Annotated in this window: 13 protein-coding genes; 7 read left to right on the top strand and 6 right to left on the bottom strand. The window is 42.5% G+C overall.

From position 1 onward, the window contains the following. The first annotated feature begins 105 nt into the window (after positions 1-105). The 3 genes from NC796_RS10985 (at position 106) to NC796_RS10975 (ending at position 2959) form a co-directional block, all read left to right on the top strand. The gene (locus NC796_RS10985) at positions 106-600 is read left to right on the top strand and encodes an SRPBCC domain-containing protein (RefSeq protein WP_310684449.1); all 495 of its coding nucleotides are present in this window, start codon (positions 106-108) and stop codon (positions 598-600) included. A 26-nt stretch (positions 601-626) separates the two neighbouring features. Further along, positions 627-941 (top strand): antibiotic biosynthesis monooxygenase family protein, encoded by a 315-nt coding sequence (locus NC796_RS10980; protein ID WP_310684448.1) that lies wholly within the window; start codon positions 627-629, stop codon positions 939-941. A gap of 338 nt (positions 942-1279) precedes the next feature. Further along, positions 1280-2959: an FAD-dependent oxidoreductase gene (locus NC796_RS10975; protein ID WP_310684447.1), complete on the top strand. Its 1680-nt coding sequence runs from the start codon at positions 1280-1282 to the stop codon at positions 2957-2959. Positions 2960-3300: 341 nt separating this feature from the next. Here NC796_RS10975 and NC796_RS10970 read toward each other — a convergent pair whose 3' ends face one another. From NC796_RS10970 to NC796_RS10945, 6 genes are all read right to left on the bottom strand, one after another. Next, entirely contained in the window at positions 3301-3759 is a 459-nt protein-coding gene (locus NC796_RS10970) for an NAD-dependent epimerase/dehydratase family protein (RefSeq protein ID WP_310684446.1), read from the bottom strand. A gap of 445 nt (positions 3760-4204) precedes the next feature. Continuing rightward, positions 4205-5170, bottom strand: coding sequence for a hypothetical protein (locus NC796_RS10965; protein ID WP_310684445.1), 966 nt, complete (start codon positions 5168-5170; stop codon positions 4205-4207). A 37-nt stretch (positions 5171-5207) separates the two neighbouring features. Further along, positions 5208-5990, bottom strand: coding sequence for a hypothetical protein (locus tag NC796_RS10960; RefSeq protein ID WP_310684444.1), 783 nt, complete (start codon positions 5988-5990; stop codon positions 5208-5210). Between the two features lie 295 nt (positions 5991-6285). Next, positions 6286-7716, bottom strand: a complete 1431-nt coding sequence (locus NC796_RS10955; RefSeq protein ID WP_310684443.1) for a hypothetical protein — start codon at positions 7714-7716, stop codon at positions 6286-6288. Positions 7717-8410: 694 nt separating this feature from the next. Then, positions 8411-10519 (bottom strand): hypothetical protein, encoded by a 2109-nt coding sequence (locus NC796_RS10950; protein ID WP_310684442.1) that lies wholly within the window; start codon positions 10517-10519, stop codon positions 8411-8413. Between the two features lie 732 nt (positions 10520-11251). Beyond that, positions 11252-11575: a carboxymuconolactone decarboxylase family protein gene (locus NC796_RS10945; RefSeq protein ID WP_310684441.1), complete on the bottom strand. Its 324-nt coding sequence runs from the start codon at positions 11573-11575 to the stop codon at positions 11252-11254. 1548 nt (positions 11576-13123) lie between these two features. Here NC796_RS10945 and NC796_RS10940 point away from each other — a divergent pair. The 4 genes from NC796_RS10940 to NC796_RS10925 all read left to right on the top strand — a co-directional run bounded on the left by NC796_RS10940 (position 13124) and on the right by NC796_RS10925 (position 21109). Next, positions 13124-13822: a DNA-binding domain-containing protein gene (locus tag NC796_RS10940; protein WP_310684440.1), complete on the top strand. Its 699-nt coding sequence runs from the start codon at positions 13124-13126 to the stop codon at positions 13820-13822. Between the two features lie 522 nt (positions 13823-14344). Continuing rightward, the gene (locus NC796_RS10935; protein ID WP_310684439.1) at positions 14345-15106 is read left to right on the top strand and encodes a HEPN domain-containing protein; all 762 of its coding nucleotides are present in this window, start codon (positions 14345-14347) and stop codon (positions 15104-15106) included. Positions 15107-15286: 180 nt separating this feature from the next. Beyond that, the gene (locus NC796_RS10930; protein WP_310684438.1) at positions 15287-16663 is read left to right on the top strand and encodes a hypothetical protein; all 1377 of its coding nucleotides are present in this window, start codon (positions 15287-15289) and stop codon (positions 16661-16663) included. Between the two features lie 405 nt (positions 16664-17068). Further along, positions 17069-21109 carry a hypothetical protein gene (locus NC796_RS10925; protein ID WP_310684437.1) on the top strand — a complete coding sequence of 1347 codons (4041 nt, stop codon included), beginning with the start codon at positions 17069-17071 and terminating at the stop codon, positions 21107-21109. The last annotated feature ends 7 nt before the right edge of the window (positions 21110-21116 follow it).

Here is a 21116-nt window from a genome sequence, read left to right as displayed (position 1 = left end):
ATCAACCCGTTACAAAGTCTATTTTACCCTCTAACAAAGTAGCATTTAGACGGTATATTTGTTGTATAAAATTACAAACACTAAAGAATAAATGAGGTTGAACAAATGAAAAATCAAAATTTCAGTACTACCCTGCTGGTAGAACAAACTCCAGAAGAAGTATTTAACGCCATCAACAACGTCCGTGGATGGTGGTCGGAAAATATTGAAGGCGAGACCGACAAGCCCGGTATATTTTATTACCACTACCAGGACATTCACCGTTGTACGTTCAAGATCACCGAACTTATACCTGGCAAGAAAGTGGCATGGCACGTTCTACAAAACTACTTTAGCTTCGTTGAGGAGAAGACCGAGTGGACAGGCACAGATATTATTTTTGAAATTACCAGGCAAGGTGACAAAACAGAGATTACATTTACGCATGTTGGGCTCGTGCCTGAATATGAATGCCACGCCGTCTGCACCGACGCTTGGAATACCTACATTAACCACAGTCTGTTCAACTTAATCACGAAAGGTAAAGGAGATCCCACTCTAAAAGGTCAGAAAGACAGGTCGGTGCAGCAAACAACTCTCGACAATCACCCTAACGCTTAACTTGTTTTAATAATTATTAGAGAGGAATGGACAAAATGAAAAACTCCAATCTCGTTATCATGACAACAGCTGAAGCCAAACCAGGGAAGAAAAAAATAGTTCAAAAAGCGTTGCGTGATGTGGCAAAAGCTGCACGGGCACAGTCAGGCTGCATCGAGTATAGTGTTTTTCGCTCCGCTGAGAATCCTGCCGTAACTGTTAATGTGGAACGGTGGGCGTCAAAAGCAGAACGTGATACGTTTTTAGCGGGCGCGGATGTGAAGAAATTTGCATCGGCCGTATCAGGTGCGTTTGTTGAATCACCGCAGCCAACATCGTATGAGGTATTGGACGAAGGGTAGTCTACAGGCAAAATACGCCCTGCAATCGCATTAATCGGACGTGCCTCACTCCCCTTCGCCCTGACAAGGTTTTCGGGATAAAGGAAACCAAGATAATCATGGCTTGTGTTCCGCCCGGAAAACTTGCCTCCAGGTAAACGCATTATTATTTGCAGCGGGTTAACTTGTTGTTATTGTACTATTTATCCTGAATAGATAAATTCAGAAAATGCAGAATATATCTGTCGTCTATCGAAACTTTCCGGGTCGCTAAAGCGTAAATAACATTTCTTTACCAAAATAAGCCGGTCAGCTATTCACCAATGGTTTGAGGACCCTGACCACAAATTCCTGAGGCCATGGACAAACCGATTATATTTTTAATATCTCACGAACAATCCGTACTTAAAGCACTCCAACGGGATATCCACAAACGCTTTGGTAACGACTATAGAATTTTCTGTGAAGCAAACCCCAATTTCGCTTTAGCCAAGTTAGAAATGTGGGCATCGCAACATGAACTTATTGCACTTATAATTGCTGACCAGGAAATGGCTGGAATAACCGGAGTGGACTTTCTTATACAAGCTCACAAACTGCACCCGGCTGCAAAACGAATTCTCCTGGTGGAACGTGATTATACAAAGGCAAATCCAAGTGTTCCGGCTATGATGCTCGGCCAGATTGACTACCACCTGGTGAAGCCCTGGTTTCCTGAACAAGGACTCTACCCTGCCTTAAGTGAGTTTCTTACAGCGTGGGAGTCCTCCCGGGAAGGCGGATTTTTGATGTTCAAAATAGTCGGTCCAATGCTGAATGCCAGGGCCCATGAAATCAGGGATCTTCTCATCCGAATGCATATACCTTACAAATATTATTCGGAAGATTCAGACGAAGGCAGGTCGCTTCTAGACGAGTCCGGGCAAGATGGCTCACGGCTGCCAATTGCTATCAGGCATGACGGCCGGGTCCTGGTTGAACCCTCAAATGCAAATATTATTGAGGCTTTTGGCGGCGGCACGCAACTCAGTGAAAAAGTATATGATATAGCAATTATCGGTGCAGGTCCTGCAGGACTTTCGGCAGCTGTATATTCCGCCTCGGAGGGATTCGAAACGGTAGTGATTGAGAAACAGATTTCGGGAGGTCAGGCAGGTGCAAGTTCCCTCATTCGTAACTTTCCGGGGTTTACATGGGGAATTGGCGGTCACGATTTTGCCTATCGTACTTGTGAGCAAGCCTGGCTGTTTGGAGCCAATATCGTATTTTCACAGGAAGTTACCGAGATTAGATCCAACGGATCGGTACACACCGTACGTGTAGCTGACGGACGGGAGATTACAACTAAAGCCGTTGTTATTGCAACGGGTGTATCATGGCGACGCCTGGGAATACCCAGTCTTGAGTCTCTAATAGGTACGGGCGTGTTTTACGGTGCCGCTGGAAGTGAAGCTCAAGCCATGCGGGGGCAATCCGTGTGTATTGTTGGAGCGGGAAATTCAGCCGGCCAGGCAGCCTCATACTTTGCAAAATATACATCATCCGTCACCTTGCTTGTTCGTGGAGATTCATTAACCAAAAGCATGTCGGATTACCTTATTACGGAAATAAAAGAAACTCCGAATATCCATGTTCGGCTCGGGGTTAAAATTATTGATGGAGAGGGAGATGGAAAGCTTGAGGCTGTCACGATTCAAGACCGGGCCACAAAGAAAATAGAGGAGATTCCCACCACTGCACTGTTTGCTATGATTGGAGCTGAACCCAAAACAGATTGGCTCGCCAATGTTGTCGCGAGAAACCGGCAGGGATATATTTTTACAGGCCAGGATGTCATGGAAAACAAAGAGGGTCTCCATCGATGGCCGCTCAGGCGGTCACCGCTATCTCTCGAAACCAGCACTCCGGGTATCTTTGCTGCTGGTGATGTACGATACCGCTCGGTAAAACGCGTGGCATCTGCGGTGGGCGAAGGGTCTATTGCTGTACAGCTCCTACATCAATATTTTTCTGAACTTAGTAACCCTGTTATCGCCTGATCCCAAACCCGTGCGCAATCTAACTTCAAGTTAAACCGGGGACCAGATTTTGTACACATTGGATGGATTTGGAGTCCTATTACAAACACTTTCCCCCAAGACCGCTTTTCACATTAACCATAAATCCCCCCTATTTTAATCGGCTATTCTATTAACATCTTTATTATCGAGATGAGCAAGATTATACTTGGGCTTAAGTTGTAAATTTATCATTGCCCGGCCAATTATTGTTGTCGTTGTTATACTCTTCATTTTTTTCAGGAGCGGATAAAAAGGTCTCATGATGATATAAATGGCATTATACAGCTTGGTGCGTGATGTTATTCCTTTTTCAGGGATAATTAATCCCGGTCGAAACATGTAGGCCTTTTAAATCCTTTCCCCAGAATATAATTTTCCGTCTTGCCCTTAACCCTTGCCCACATTTGCTTGCCCTCTTCTGTGCTATCAGTGCCTAACCCCGATACATAAATGAACGTCATGTCCGGATTAAGTTCAAAACACATATCCGCCAATTTTTTAGTGACTTTAAATGTAAGCTTTGTGTACTTCTCTTCACTTATGCCCACTGACGAAACGCCCATACAGTGAAAGCACCCATCAATGTGTCCCAATTGGTCTTTCACCGTACCCATCTCCATAAAATCCTCGAGTAAAACTTGCTTAATCTTGGGGCTTTCTATGTCCACAGGTGAACGACTGATAAGTGTAATTGACTCAATTTGAGGATGTTGGATACATTCCAGCAGTACTCCTTTTCCCACCATCCCGGTGGCCCCTGTTATTAATACGTTTGCCATTTATCTTATTATAATGTCAGTTTGAGATAAAATCTGTCATTGCAAGGGATTCACTGCACATCTCCCGCAGGCTAAACAGCAAACGGGTGAGGAGATCGCCGCGTCGACTTCTTTATAGAGCCAATAAGTATCAATTACGGCTCCTCGCTATGACAGTTATTATTATAACGTTAATTCAGGATAAGAAGCTCTAAAGATATAGTAAAACCTCTGTATTCTTCCGGCCTTCGAAATTTTTGTTGAGCAGAGTGAATGGAGCGAATGAAATGATCCCGACAGCTGTCGGGAGGCAATCTCCATTTGTGTGGGGATCGCCACGCCCCGAAATCCGCCAGCTAGCGGACGCGATGACAATTTCAAATGGGATGGTTTTGCAAGGCCCTCTTTAAGTAATTCTTATATCGAATCCAGGTTATTGTATGTTATATCCGCTTGGACTTCTTGTTTACTGATCCCGTAATTGCGGTATCATCTCTTCCAGCATGCTATCCAGCTTTTGTTGTAACTCTTTTGAATCAGTTTTGTCAGCTAATGTTTTTTTAAGCTGTAAAAGATTAGAGGTATGCGAGAACCGAAGTTGTGTCAATTTTCCCTGGTTTTGGATTTTCGCTTCCTCTTCGAGTCTTTCAATCTGCTGGTCAACGTCTCCCTTGAAAATGGACTCCAGGGAATTGACAAGACGCTTTAAAATGCGGTAGACGATGGTGGCAGAAAATCCTCCCAACATGGCAAGTGTAGGCCTGCCGAGTATTGACATTGAACCGGTTTGTTCATCCAGTGGAATTAGTTCGGCCAAAATAAATCCTGAAATAAGGCCAAGGCCTATTTTAATCCAGTATGAGTAGCTGTACTTGGGTTCAAAGGTATAAGAAACCAAATATTTATTTGCTTCAAATAGTGCTGCAAAAGTGGCGCCTATTCCTGCAGCAGTTAGAATGAATAGTTCGTTGATCAACAATTCCATCCCGGAAGAGATAAATGGATCTCCTATTTCCGGGTCAGATGTTATGAAGGGAGACAAGCTGAGTAGAATAAAGCTGATCAGAAAGAACCCTGCAAATATTGCCATGTTGCGAATGATTGGAGAAGACGCCTGAAATTTCATCACACCGTTTTTCCCCGGTAGCTCTCCCAAAAAGATAATGGAACGAGGGGTAGCTGGTGCCACCAGTTCTGAGAGTTTACCATGGGTCGTAACCAGGTCCTTTACCTCCTTTTCGTACTTCGTACTCCCATTGCTTTTTTCGTTAGGCAGCTTTTCCAGTGTTTGTATGACAGAAACCGGAACCTTTAGGCCCGATCTGAAGGCGTAACTCGCCATCGCCTCACATTCTTCCAGAATTTGCATTCTAAGAGAATGGAGAGACTTCCCTATTTGCTCTTCGGATGATGTAGTTTTTGACTGTTCCATTTCTATTAACTTTAATTTTGGCAACTTGTATTTCTAATCAAAGAATCTTGCAGAGAAAACCGATAATAATTGGTCCTTCAGAAGAAAGTCTCATTTCAGGATTCACAGTTTCAGTCATCTCCACTCCCTGTCGTCCACCGTTAGGCGTTAAGGCTTCACTTGATACCACCGGCCTTTTCACTTCTAGGTTTTTAGCCAACAACAACCCCGTAATTTGGGCAAGAGATTGATTTACATCCCGAGTACATTGCTCATAAATTATCTTATTTCCCTCTTTTGAGCTCAAATATTTTTTGTTCAGCCAGGGTCGAAAAAGAGTTAACTGTTTTAAGGATGCTGAAAAATAGTAGTCAACGAAGACTGGAATACCTGAAGATGAGCTGCCAGAGGAATTAACAAGAACTCCATATCGATTCCGCTTTTTTTTATAATTACTCCAGGTAGATTCTCCCCCATCAGCCGGCACGGTAATCGTAATTAAAAAGTCATCATTATATGTAGCACTTGTTATTTTTGATATACCATCAACAAAATCATCGTCTGATACTACTCCGGGTGGAAGGTTTTGCAAAAGGCAGGTGTACAGATTGTCTAGCTGGGTACCCGATCCATGGAAATTGCTGTCTGATATCAACACATCGTTAACTAGGTTCGAGAATCTGTAAGCTGAGTCTATAGCGTACGGGTTCCCCAGCAGATCCTTGCCCGATAGAGTGGTAAACTTAAGATCTTCCTCAGATATGGGAATACCTGGAATTATCGTTAACAAAAATGTTTGTCCCGATTTCATACCAGTAGAATAAGGAGGTAATCCTGTCAATTCCGAAAGGTTTTCTTCAACTATCCCGGTGGGCGTTTCCTCCTGGTCCGCATTAGTAAGAAGATAAGTCTCTACAGTAGTGCAACCAACCACAATGATGAGCAAAGTAGTAAGATATGCAGATTTCTGAGCTATGGTAATCATCCTCACAATTATTTTTTAAAATAATTATAGCAATCAACCTATAATAGATAGAGATAGTATTGGGAGCCTTTGATAAAAATCCAACCAATATCTTAATCCTTTAACAACCTCGATTTTTACAAAAGCTCCCGGAATATTTGTGCTAATTCTCTTAAATCCAGTTTGTTATGTCCGGGCTGGGATTGGGAGCCTTTGGCAATGGGAAACACTTAAAAGCAAGAAGCTGCATACCTTCAACATTTAAGGTGTCGCCATCCCGGTTATATTTGGTCTGCTCTTCCTTGGAGCTTTTTTTGTACTTTCCACCTATCCGGAATGGACCCCAGCCTACAGATAATCCGAGATCTAAAGACTTTGAAATGGATTCATGAAAACTACTCATATCTGATGAACTGATGGCAATATCTTTAATAAAAACTGCCGATGTTGGATAGGCAATCATCTGCCCTTTTGCTGGGGATTTCCCATTACTCAATGGCTTTTGTCCCATCTCATCCTTGAATTTCCATGCCGTATTAAGCAAAAACTCAGGTGAAAACCAAGGTCTTGAGATTGTAACTTGCGTGAGGGAGAATTTCATTTCAAAATTCTCAAAATCCATTTTCTCTGTACTCTTTTCTTTGGAGTAGCCGCCATCACCCCCGAATGTCCACAGGCCCCAAATGCCTTTTCCATCCGCGGATACGGAGGTATGTTCTTGCTTGCTGTATGTCTCCATATTTTCATGAGAAAAACTGAACTGTGTCCACCCCTTGTCATTATTGACAAAGTTACCAGGATAGAAGCTGGATAGGTAAAACTCACTGTTTGAATTGGGATCGGTTTGTTTTGATTTTTCTAACTTGTCCTGCAGATCCGCTTTAAGCAATGTTAAATCTTTTTGAGAAACTTGTTTGATATAGGCTTGTATCTTCTCAACATCCTCTTTATATCCGTTGGAAACCCAGTCATCCATTGCCTGTCTTACCCGCCGACGGTACGTTGAAGCATTCAGGGAGAAATCCTGCACAGCCTGACTGTTATCGGAGTTCATAGCAGCCAGTCTTTTAGAATTATATTCTTGAACTGCATCATCATAAGCAGCACTTTTCTCTTTGTAAGCTTTCATCATCGGGCTGTCTTCCGTGACTTCTTTTTCCTCATCAGTCACTATATCTTTTTCTTTTTTAGTGACAACCATTAAGTTGCGGAACTTTTGGATTTTTTCTTTTTCATCTTCTGTTAAGCCCCCGGCGGCTACCTGGCTGTAATCCAATACATCCTTGTAAACGTCCCAAAGTACACTTCCATTTTGATCATAAACATCCCTTTGGTCAGCACCACTGAAACCATGGGAGTTGGGTATCAAATTTACTGTCCGTGAAAAATCCGAAGCGGTTCGGATCAACTGGCGTGTCTCTTCTCCATCTTTGCCACTCATTCCCTTTACCGCAAATTGCAGGTCTTCCGCCTGAAAAGGTATACCGGGCTGGCACCAGGTGATATAGTTACTTTTGGAGGCCGGTGCGTGCTCATCACCACTCGTTAATATTCCGGATACTTTGTTAAACAATGCTTTTAATAAATCTTCCTCGTAGGCCATGATGCTTCTCCAATTATATTTGAATTGATATATAGCTGTATCGATCTGAATTGCAGGACAGACACAACACAACCATCGATTTGACCCTAATGACCTAACTCAACTAAACTTTTTAAATAGCAACTCTGTGATGATCCAAGAGCAACTGGAAAGCCTTCCGCATTTTCATCTATAACAGATAGTTATGTGTATTATATTAGTTTTTGACTCATTGACATTTATTGATGATACCAAGATACCGATACCCTCTCCTACTTATAATAGTTAAGTACTAACCCGTATTTCTCACAAGTATTTGGGGTAAATTCCTGTAACTTAATGGCAGACAGTAACTTATATCATATCTAACGCCAATATAGTTGTAACACTGTGTAAAATGCTATGAAATTTCCCCCTCAGCTGCGTTGAAGGGAAAATAGTCTGCTCAACGTACCAGAGTACGTTTGCGGGGCTATTTCCCCTTCGCCTTACTGAGAAAAAAATTTCTTGGTGAGAAATCCGGGCTAATTGTATGAATATATTTACAACACTATAATATACAGTTTATAATATATTTATATTTAATCCTAAATTTTTGATAAACAGCCCCTTATGAGTTAGGTATGAGCGACCTCCCTACTTAAAAAACGGACCAATAAATGGAGGGACTTTCAAATCACTGGTAGCACGATTCGGCAATACCTGGCTGTTAAAATCAAAATACCTCTGCACTTTTCATTCCTCCGTAATTGGACCGGGCATACAGTGTCAGTTGTTTTGTCAGCCTGGATAGCGGTGGGACATTCATCTTCCCGGTGTACCTGTTATTTGAATTCGGTACTAAGACCACGGGTGCCCCATTACCTCCAAATACGCGTACCACCGGGACTGAGGGGCCAGTTCGATTCTTATCATCCACCTTCACGATTAAATGGACCGAATGTTCTTCACCACCTGGTTCAACAGTAAAATCTTTAATCTCAATCCCTTGCCCGTCCGGCCGTTGGGGATGGTAATCCATAACGGCCTCCCGGTAGGCTACATAGTCTTTGAGGAGACCAAGTAATACAGAATCCTCCTTATTCTTATCTTTCTCTTTTTGTATGCCGTTGATAAGTTTTTGAAGGTTATTTTTAGTCTCATTTAACGCTTTTTGGACCGCTTGCTTATCATTCTTGTCAACATCCTCGGGAATCAGGTTATAAACCACATGCAGGTCAAGATAAACACGAAACTTTAGCGCATTATCATTGGAAATGGTATTCCAGGAGTCCCAGTCATAGAGTTCCAGGTAACCATCCCTGGACTCACGGTCATTGGGATACACCTCATGCACCTCAAACAGGTGCAGAATTCCTGATAGCAGGTGCTCGAACAGGGAGCGAACAACAATGCCCAAATAGCCGGATATGGCATTCACCAATGCCCTGTTGTTGGGAGAGACCTCCCAGAAGCCGTTTAATACGATCGCCGCGATCGACATAACGGGCTGCGTGGCCGTTCGGGCAACAGAGGCTGCCATATCCGCCCGGAAGTCAAACGGATGAGGCTTTGACGGCGAAACGTGCGGGAGTTTCGGTACGGCCGGGTTGGGCACGCCGGATGGTATGAACAGGTACGACAGCAGGGCCCCGCAAAGTACGCTTGCAAGTTCAACGCCACTGGCCACCAGCGGCCGCAGGTCAACCGGACGAAGTGTGCCACCAGGCTCATAGGTTCCATTTGTGATATTTCCCACTTTTTTTCCGGTATGGCCTGTACGGATATAGGAGTCGATGGCTCCCACAACCATTCGCCGGAAAGCCCGTTCACGCTCAATACGTTGAGATGCATAATCACCACTGACGTCTCTCATCCACTTGTAAAGCGTGCCGGTTTGGGGGATGCCGGGCGTAAGGAGTTGACGCAGGGATCTTTTCTTTCCAACAAACAACGCTTCAAGGGCCGCGGCAATGGGGTTAATGGTAACCATTAAGGTCACCAGGAGATTAACAAGCTCCTCCTTAATCTCCTGTTTATCTTCTGCTTTAACTGCTGTTATAAGCTTTTGAACGGCCTCCAGAAGTTCGATAACCGGTGATTGCGTATCTTCTAAAAGATCTTTCGCAGAATGAATTACAATTTCGATGCGCTCTTCCAGGTCGTGACCAAGTTCAATGAAAATACGAGCCAGTTGCAGGAGGTCCAGGAGACTATGCAGCGGGGAGTCAGGATCTTCAAATTCCTCCTGTATCTTCTTGCGTATGGCATCCTCAGCCTGTTGAAATTCATTGTCCAAGTTATCGATACTTCCGGAAACTTTACCCGCAATATTCAGTGTCTGCCGGACCGCATTATCAACCAATACATTCACCTTCTCTTTTTCTTTAGCTATACTTCCCAGAAGTCCCATTATTGCAGTACGAAACTTATCTTCTAAATTAGATTCCAGGTTTTTAGCGGTATTTAATGCATCACTAGCATTGGCCTCAGCAGATTTAACTTTTTCCTGTATATCTTTCCGTAGTTCGTGTATTGTGCTATTTATACCACTTATTTTCGGGTTAACTATTTTCAATACCTTGTTAACGGCATATTCATATGGTCCCTCCAGCAACCCTGCATCATTCCTTTTCAACTTTTCTATTTTCAGGGAGCCTGGGTCTGTTACCGTCTCCTGCTGGAGAAGCAAAATTAGGTGATCAATGTGACCCTCCAGTAGTTTGTGAAATTCATCTATATTCCCCTTCGGCTGCTGACTGGTTTGTTGATACTGCGCTTCAAGTTCGTCCAATTGGCTTTTAAGGGAAGCAATAGACTTGCCGATATCCCGATCCCGGTCCATAATGTGGTCTCCTGTGGTGGTTGGCGACGAGTTTGGGTGACAGGACTTTTTCCACATGCTCTGCCCTCTTCGCATTAGGCAGGCCTCTCATATCCCTATCATCTATTATTTATTGTTAGGTGGCTTTGCAAAACCCGGCATGTCATCCTGTCCCGACAGCTGCCGGGAGAAGGATCTCCCTTTAAAGGCAACAACCGTAGTTAGGTAATTCTTCGACAAGCTCAGAATGACAGACTTTAATGGTTATGCAAAACCTCCAGTTAAATAAAGGCAAAACATCCCGATTCTCTTTCTCCTGGCCTCTAATCTGATACAATATAGTTAGTAGCCCCTGGATTGCCAATTTCCTACAATCTATTTCGCCTGAGTTCTATATAAGTATTACTAAAAAATAATAACTGTTATCGCGAGGAGCCTTTATTGATACTTATTGGCTCTACAATGAGGTCGACGCGGCGATCTCCCCATCTTTTCTGTTCACCCATCGGGTTCCCTCCTTATTACAGATTTTAAATTGAACTGACATTATTTAGCCGCGGACTGCTCCAACCGGGAGTCATGTTTTTGGCATTTTGATTGGGAAATGGGTGCCTTCCGAATTAGAATTCAAGTAAGAGAAGAATACAAGTAAAAAAGTGGTACGGCTAACCTACGATATCGCCTCTAAGGGCAACAGGCTATAGCTCCTGCTATCAACATGAAAACTGTCCTCTGGCACACTGGACACTGATTTCATTCCTCCAATATATCATCCACCCAGGTCATCGCTGCCATCATGGAAGGCATGCCGAGTGTGGGCAAAGTCAGCAGTACCACGTGATGAATGTCTTCTTTGGTGGCCCCGGCATCGAGCGCTTTTTTTGTATGCGAATGAACCGCGCCTTCTTTTTGAGCTCCACATGAGATGGCAAGCTTGATCAGTTCCCTTGTCTTTTGGTCAATGGGTCCGGCGTGATGCACATTGTATCCAAGCTGAGAGTAAGCCTTAGCTACATCTGGGTAGTTTTTATTAAAATTTTCAAACGGCTTGGGGAGGTCTGACTTGTAGTCTGTCATAATTGGTGCTGCTTAGTTTTAGGGTATGATTAAACAATAATAATTGAAAAAACTCTATTTAAAAATGTCCCGATGGTTTGGTGTTGAAGGTCCAAAAGTTGGAAGGTTAAAGGTTGAAAGTTGTTGAAATGTTGAGACGTTGAGGTGTTGATCAAGGTCGAAGGTGTAAGGTTGAAAAATGTTGAAGTGTTGAACCGTTGAGTTGTTGAGACGTTAAATTGTTGAAGTAATTCTTACCTCACAGTGCTTGGTACCGTCCGCTCTGCGGCGGTACCGTCGATGACGCTCTGCGTCGAACGCCTCCATATCAACGAGGTTAGCGATTAGAGGAGTCTAGTCTGACAATTGCAGCTTGTTGGGGCACGATGCATCGTGCCCTTACCATTTATCGCTTATCCCTTTATTACTTACTGAAATGCGGTGATTTTTTGATGGACAGTTCGCTAGGCCGCCCACCGGCGGATTTTTTATCACTAAAAAAATGAATACAACCTATCGAAGAAACCTCCTGGTTGTTCTCTTAGAGCTAATCTCCGGTAATAGTGTTCATTTTTTGTACGACCAAATCCGCCGGAAGTCGGACTTACGAACTGGAACCAAAAAAGTCGCCAAAGAATCCCAGATGTTGATCTATCTTGCAGAGGCTTTGAGATACTATGGTGTCATTGCGAACGGAATGAACGAAGTGCACCGTAGCCTTGGCAAAGGTGTGCGAAGTGAATGGAGTGCGGCAATCCCCCACTCACAATACGGCCTGAGACAACTATAGGGGATCGCCGCGCCCAAAACAAACGGGGCTCGCGATGACAGTTTTATATACCAGGGTTTTGCAAAGCCTTCTTGCAGATATAGGGGATTACTGCTTTGGCTCATGGTTAAATTGTTCTGATGCTACCTGCAGGGATTCTCTGGACTCGGGAACCCCAGCATGTTCATATTATGTCACCCCAAAATTGAACGTTTTATTGCAACTAAAATCTGTGATTTCAAGATGTTGAGTTGTTGAGACGTTGAAGTGTTGATTAAAAGGTCGAAGGTCTAAAAGTCCAAGGTCGGGAGGTCAAAAGCTCCATTTTTCCGCCCTAATGTAAATTTCGCTGGGAAAAGAGAACGAAGCCGAAGCGTTAAGAAATCATTGTTGTCTGAGATCCGCGGTTGTTACGGATCGAGTTTCAATGATTTTAGCGGAGGCGTAGTGAACGCAGCGATAATTTACTCCGGCGGTGATTTTTTGGGTTACTTTTTTTATCACTAAAAAAAGTAACACCCCTAACGTTAACTATGGCAAAAAAAGAACAACCAGGCCCCCAACCATCCCATCTCCCCTAACAACCCGATCCACCCGAAAAAGAGGAAAAACGCCCAAAATTAATTTTATCCATAAAGAAAACCAGAACAGTGGCTTACCAACACCCAAAACAGCGGTTTAAAATTATTCTGTAAGGTTTTGCCCTGAAACGTATCTATAAGGACGAGAGAGGTCCGTCAAGAGACCGATCTTTCAACTTATCATTAGAGTCAAAATTATTAATAAACGGGAGTTAACAAATGAGTATTTCATACTCGCTTTACGAGAATCATTTAACTGAAAATTCCAACGACTACCTTGCCAGGGTGCGCGACCAGGCCAGCCACAATATTGAGGAGATCGTCGATATTATGGCGACCAAGGGCTCCACCGTAACGAGGGCCGATACGCTGTCCGTGCTCGAGGAGTTTGAGGCCGCCATAGCCCAGATCCTGCTGCGGGGCGGCAGCATCAACACGCCGCTGTTCCGGATCAACGGCTCCATCTCAGGAATATTTACCGGGCCCTCCGACAGCTTCGACCCGAAGCGGCACGAGGTGAAGCTGAACGTGAACCCCGGTATGCGCGTGAAGCGTATCGCCGAACGGATCAGCGTGGAGAAGGTGAGTCCCGAGAGCCCCAAACCCAAACTGCTGCGATACCAGGACAACGGCAGCGACACCACCAACGAGACACTGAGCCCGGGACGCACCGGACTGCTGGTGGGCGAACTGCTGAAGTTAGACCCTGAAGACCCTGACCAGGGGCTGTTCCTGGTCGCCTCCGACGGGGCCGAGACCAAGATCGAGGAGTTCGTCGAAAACAGGCCCTCCAAGCTCGGGTTCCTGGTACCGGAGGGGCTGGCCAGCGGGGAGTATACCATGGAGGTGCGGGCCACGGTCTACGATTCAAAAGAGATCCGTACCGGCACCCTCGATGCAACACTCACCATCGCCTGACAGGACAAAATCACCTAAACGGCCGCATGCCAACCCCTTTGGCGTGCGGCCCCATAGTAACAAGAGGATTACTACTATGGTGATAAGACAATCAATACCAAGGTATTAGTACAATCATCACCATGGTACCAAGAGGATCAATACCAAGGTATTAAGAGAATCAGTACCAAGGTATTAGGACAATTACCACCATGGTATTAAGACGATTATTACTATGGTGATCCTTAAAACGGCGTAAAGACTTTTATATATAGTTCTGCCCCACCTTGTAACCCGGCAACATTCTCCTACAGATATCTAACACCTCAAGAATTTTTACCGGCAATGCCTCTCTCCCGTCCCCCTGGAGTTTCCGGGGACGACCCGGTTGCTGCGATATTATGTGAAGTGAGTATGGCAACAACCAGCCACATAATATATTATGACCTGCCTCAATTCCCGTCTATGCCCTTATTTGTGATTTTATGTGGAGAAGCATAAAATGGGAGTGTTTAGATAATATTATGTTAGGCTTCCTTCAACATGACAAACAAACTGATAAAACAATATCGAGATAAGGCATTAAGCCTAGATTTTAAAGAAATCAAGTTGACGCAACTTGGAGATGGAAATAGTAAGACATTTGAAGGACCAGGATATATAGAGCAAAATCAAGATGGTGCTTTAAACTATAAACTCTTCCACAATTCGGGAATTGGTATAAAAGAATTCTTTGATCGTTTTAAAGGTATAAAAGCAGGAGAACTCATACCTGAAGATCACTATTATTCTTTCGAAGGAACAGATATTTATAACAGAGAATGGACGTCCGAGAAAATAGATATAGACTATCATACAGCAGAAGGTTTCACAGTAGTCCAAGAAAAAATAAAGAAAATAAAAACTTCCACCACTTTACCACCTTTGGAAGAGAAGGAACGAGATGGTGAATTTCATCAAGTATGGATTCCAAAAAAAATTGATATAGAAGATTCATTCAGAGGTAGAATTGGAAATTTCATTGGATACATTCAAAATACTACTGCAACGGATAGATTAAGAAAACTTGTTGATTCTACACCTATTTCTACAACAGAATATGATAGTTGGAAAGACATCCGAAATTATTTTGCTCATCCTGATGACTCAAAATTGAATACTCAAGACAAAGTAGACAAAACTTATTCGGTTTTAACACTTTTGCATAAATTGATTTTTCTGAAAATTGGATATCAGGGCAGTTATAATGATTTTGGAGAAAGAAATTGGCCACAAAAAGAATGGAAGCCTAACAATGCAAATTAAGCGGACGCGTTTGCGATTAGTTGCATACATTCAAGCACTTAGACGCGCCGCTTATTTGCCAGACCGTTAGGCGTCACTTTTTGCATACCACTGGATCGTTTTGTAAAATTTATATAGCGGGGTTTATGATTTCGCAGATTATCCAGATAATCTAATTTTCAAAGTGGGATGAGAGATACCATGATTGAAGCCGATTACCTCATCGTGGGAGCAGGTGCGATGGGAATGGGCTTTGCCGACGTGCTGGTTACCGAGACCGATGCCACTCTCGCGATCGTCGATCGCTACGGCCGCCCCGGCGGACACTGGACCCGCGCGTATCCCTTCGTACGCCTGCATCAGCCCTCAGCAACCTACGGGGTGAACTCGCGAGAGCTGGGGAGCGGGACCAAGTACACGAGTGGTTGGAACGCGGGCCTGTACGAACTGGCGTCGGGCGCCGAGATCGTTGCATACTACGAGCGGGTGATGAGGCGGCAGCTCCTGCCGTCGGGGCGGGTTCGATACCTCCCCATGAGCGAGTACACGGACGGAGCGACGATCCGGTCGCTCGTTACGGGTGACACGCAGGAGGTTCATGCCGAGAAGGTCGTCGACGGTACCTACTCGAAGGTGAAGATCCCGTCGGTACATACCCCCGGCTACGATGTGACGGATGGAGTGCGGTGCGTGCCGCCGAACGACCTGACGTCCTTGGACCAAGCCCCTGCTGACTACGTCGTCATCGGCGCCGGCAAGACCGGCATCGACGCCTGCCTGTGGCTGCTCAAGAACGGAGTCGCGCCGGGCGACATCCGGTGGATCATGCCCCGCGATCCGTGGATGTGGGATCGCGCCAATCTTCAGCCCGCACCGGAGTTCTGGGAGCGCACCCTCGGCTTCGTCGCGGGAAACGTTGAAGCCGCCGCGCTGGCCACCTCGATCGAAGACCTCTTCGAACGCCTGGAGGCGGAGAGCATCTTGCTCCGCATCGACCCCACGGTCCGCCCGACCATGTTCCACGCCGCGATCGTCTCGGCTGACGAGCTCGAACAGCTCCGCCGCATCGAGAACATCGTGCGCCTGGGGCGCGTACGATCGGTCGGGCGCGACGAGATCGTCCTCGACGACGGCACAATTCCCACGACCCCGGACACCCTCCACATCGACTGCACCGCCAGAGGGTTTGTGCGGCGGCCGGCCGTCCCCGTGTTCGACGGCGATCGAATCACGCTCCAGAACCTTCGGATCCTACAGCCCTCGTTCAGCGCAGCGCTCATCGGCCACGTCGAAGCCCGCTACGGAAGCGAGTCGGAAAAGAATGAGATCTGCACACCAGATCCATTTCCGGACTCCGACGTTGATATGTTGCGAACGTGGCTCACCACCCTCAAAAACCTGACACGCTGGGACGAAGACGAGGACCTCTCCGCGTGGATGCTCGGTTCCCGTCTGACCATCTACCATCATCTTGGCGTGGCGGATCCAAGCCCGGCTCAGCGCGAGCTCATAGGCAAAATGCGCGAGCTTCGTCCGGCGGCGATAAACAACCTCCAACAGCTTCTCAAGACGGTTTGATCCAGACTGCCCCCCTGCCTGAATTGGTTAAAACTGTTTCTCATGTGGCATTTGAAGTAGATGATCTAAAAAAGAAGTAAAGGGGGGGAAATACCCAATAGTCCTTCATAAGGATCTCAGTAACGTTTATTAAGAATAATGGCGCACTTATCGAGTTTCTGAAAACAACAATTCAGGAAAACGCCTAACAAGGCGCTTCAACGCGGACGCAACTCCCCAACCGGTTGCCAAACTGAAATATTTGGGCTACCATATTTTTATAAATTGTTCAACAAACCCATTGCGCCGGTTATGCGCAATGTCGTTAGCGTGCAGAAAACAAATGAACGTTATTCTAAAATAACATTAAATTTTGCTTTCAGTCTTTACAATTTTCTCCACTCCAAAATTATTTTTTAACTACTAATGATAAAAGGGAACCCAAAAAGATCAGCTGTATCAAGTATAGTAGGATATGTTTATCAGTTTTGGGTTACTCTCTGGTCTTGGATCAATCTAAGTGATGGTGAGAAGATATACATTGAATGTGGAGAAGATTTTGAAGTTGAAGAGAGAGACGGTGTTGTATCTGTACAAGTAAAAAATAAACAGTCAAACATAACATTAAATTCACAAGATGTTATCGATGCGATCAACAACTTTTGGGAACTAGTACAATTAAACCCCAAAGTGACATTAGATTTCAAGTATTTAACAACAGCAGATATTGGAACCGAAAAGAAAAGTAAATTTAATGGGAAGTCAGGATTAGAGATATGGAAAAAAGCTAAATCAAGTTTGTCAGACGTTGAGCAATTAAAAGAACATTTGTTGACTAAATTCATTTCAGAAGAGTTAAAAAGTTTTTTAACAGAATCATCTATTGAAATCATCCAATCTGAACTCATTCAAAGAATTGAGTGGATTACCGGCTCAGAAGAATTGGGAGAAATAAAATCAATTGTAGAAAAGCAGATGGTTTTGCTTGGTGAAAATTTTAGAGTCCCACCAGATCATTCAAAAAAAGCTATTCCCCATCTGCTATTGAAAGTGATCAATACATCAACTTTGTCTGACCCCAATCGGAGAATAATTGATAGAGTTCACTTGCTTGAAGAATTTGAGGCACAAACACATGTTACAGTTCCTATCAGCAGTTTAGCACATGAAAATATTCAAAAAGAACAAAATGTTTATCAGTCTCTTTCATATTTGGTTGATGATTCTCCCGATCTAACCTTAGAAAGCTCTCAAACAGATGAAAGAATATTACCTAAAGTACTTGATGGTCTATTAGTTAGAGGTGAAGAAATTGAGACTATTAAACAAAAACTATTTATAAAGAATGCTGTTGTAGTCCATGGAGGATCAGGGATAGGCAAATCAACTATTGCAAAATTTCTTGGGCACTCTTTGGATCAGGAAAGAAATTGGGTATGGATTTCTTGCACAAGTAAAGAACCGAAGGAAATTCAGGTACTTCTAAAAAGATTGACCAATGAAGTTATTACCTCAAATAAGGTAATCAATATCGTACTCGATGATTTAAATGTTGATACTCCTAGTATACATCATTTTAAAAATGAACTTGCAATACTTATTAGAGCTCAACGGTTAAAGAATTCTTTCTTATTAATTACTTCGCAAAAAAACATAGACTCGACTTTTCAATCAAATTTTGAAGTTGGAAAATTTAAGGTCCCCCCAATTACAAATGATCAAATTCAAACCTTCTTGGAAAATCTAGGATGTCCAAATGAAAAAATTTCGGTCTTGGCAAAAATGATTGAAATTCAATCCAAAGGACATCCTCAGCTTGCTCATGCTCTTATAGTTGGAAAAAGAAAAGACAATTGGAAGATACGATCAGTTGATGAAATCTTCAGTGACACAGAAGAAATACAAATAAAAAAACAAGAAGCAAGACAGTTACTCATCAGCCAACTTGATAATGGGCAATTAAAGCTTATATACCTGCTTAGTTTAAATATTGGATCATTTAGCAAAGATTTGGCTGTTTTGCTAGCAGAAGAAATAGAGGATATAGAATTCCCAGGTGATGCATTTGATTCATTAGTAGGTCCTTGGATTGATATTTCATCAAACAATCGCTTCAATGTTTCTCCCCTATTATCCGGAATAGCACAGGATGTTTGGAGCGCAACAACTATAAATGACAAAAGAAATTTAATAATTAATAAGACATTTGAGCTTGGTACACTTGACATCAGAGATGCTTCAAATATTCTTATCCAAGCATTTATTTCAAATGATGCTTACAACATAATTAAGGTAATCGTAGGTCTGCTTCCGATTATTAATAAGGATGAATGGAATATAATAGCCACATATTTCGATTGGGTTATATTTATAGAGAATATTAAAATTCAGGAGTTATTTACCGACAACTCAAATAAATATCTCTTTCGACTATTTCAATACAAAATTGCTAAAGAGGTAGACATAGAAAAAGCTAGAGAAATACTCACGGTTTGGAATAATGAAAATCCATTAAATTTAAATACCAAAGGCATTCTGAATCGCATTTTCATTCTATCTAGTTTTTTTACTGACTTTAAATCAGACATTTCTTCAGATCTGCTGTTTGATTTGATAAATGAGTATGAGATAATTAGAAGAGAAATAAATGAAAATAAAGAGGATTACGATCAAGAATTTGTTAGTGTTTTAAACAAAATGGTTCAATTTGATGGGTTCAGCAGACTGATATTCCATCAAATCAATGACAGAGATAAGTTTGTAAATCTACTAACTCGACTCGAAGAAGATGATGATTATGCCAAATCTTTGTTTTCGACTCTTGATAATTCCTCTACACAATCCAGACATTTTATTAATTCCTTATGGCTTGATGAGGATAAAAAAGAGGAACAGGATTGGTATGGAATTATAAATATATTGGATTCTTATCATGAGTATTTTAAAGAAAATGATTTCGAAACACTACAAATAGCTACAATTTGCGCAAAGTCAATCGTGTTGGATGAATATCTCGAAGAGGGTGAAAAAGCATTTGAGCTCTTACAAAGCTCTTTAAATTTCCTTCCTGAAAATCAAATGTTAAAGGATAGATTGGCCGCATTTCATCATTTGCATGATGAACATGAAAAAGCCATCAATATTTGGGATGAACTCTTACCAAAATGGGAAGTAAATACAGATGAATTTGATTCAGATTCTATTTTTTCTTGTAGAAAAAATGCAATATCTCACTACAAACTGGATCATCTAGAAGAAGCACAAAAATATTTTTTTGAAGGATATAATCGGTCTAAGATGCTAAATCTAAAAGAATTTGAAGCAGGATTTTTGGCAGACGCAGCTTATATAGCATCTTTGGCTAAAGATAACCAAGCTTGTTTGCAATATTTGTTTGAAGCAACAAAAGTACTAGAATCACTAATGCCTATTTCAAAAGAAGACTTTAGATATTTTGCAGTATTAAAGCTAGTGCAATCAACTATTTTATGGATAAATCATCGTATCAAAGGAAAATCAATCGATGAAAACCTAGTTGGAAAACCTATAGTAGGAATGTCTTCAGACCCACACCGAAATGAAGGAATTAAAGAACTACCTAATCCGCCTTTTGAAATAACTTGGGAGCTATTATATGATATAGAGGACTTTCTAGATATCGATATTGGAATCAAAAATAAATTCTATGATAAAGTCGAAATAAATAAATATATACCCATCAGGCTGAATGAAATAATCAGAAGATTATCACATTACCTTGATTCAGGTAACCCAAACGAGTTTCCTTCGTTAATTGAAGAAGTTGAATTAACATTTGCTATATCTAATCAATCTCGTATAAAAAAAGAAAGTATTGAACATGAAACCACGATTGATGAAAACGAGGTAAAAAAATCACTTGAATATGGTGATCTAAGTAAAGCATTGATACTTGTTGCATCACTTTCGCATATAAATAAAGGTGATGACCTTGAGACACTACTGGCTAAATGGAAATCTTTATGTAGCTCAATAGCAAATGGCCAAATTTTGAAAACGATCTTCGATGAAATTGAAGCACTTTTTGCACTAAGCTCGTATGAGCTATCAAACATATTATACGATACAGAGAGTGAATATTGGAAAAGGGAGTTTTCTGCATTATTACTATTATCAAGAAATGATCAAAAACCGGAAATTATAGCTTATGCTTCAGTAATATTAGCTCTACATAAAACTATTTTTACTGAAAAGTTTTCAGCTTTATTATCAAAGAACCTAGAAAAGGTTTGGCTCAAACAAATTGAAGTAAAAGCTGTATTTATAAATCCCCAAAAAACGATACCAAAAATTGAGTCAGCTTGTAACAGTATTGCGAATCCGAAAGCAAAAATAGCCGAGATTATTTTATCTGTACTTGATGCCGTCTCTTTAAGGATTCCAAAAGAAATTGTTGAGAATTTCACGAACCAAAAGGATCAAAACTAAATATAAT

The organism is Aliifodinibius sp. S!AR15-10, from assembly GCF_031569985.1.
In the GTDB taxonomy this organism is placed as follows: domain Bacteria; phylum Bacteroidota; class Rhodothermia; order Balneolales; family Balneolaceae; genus JAMQKA01.
This window is presented reverse-complemented; position numbering and strand designations above follow the sequence as displayed.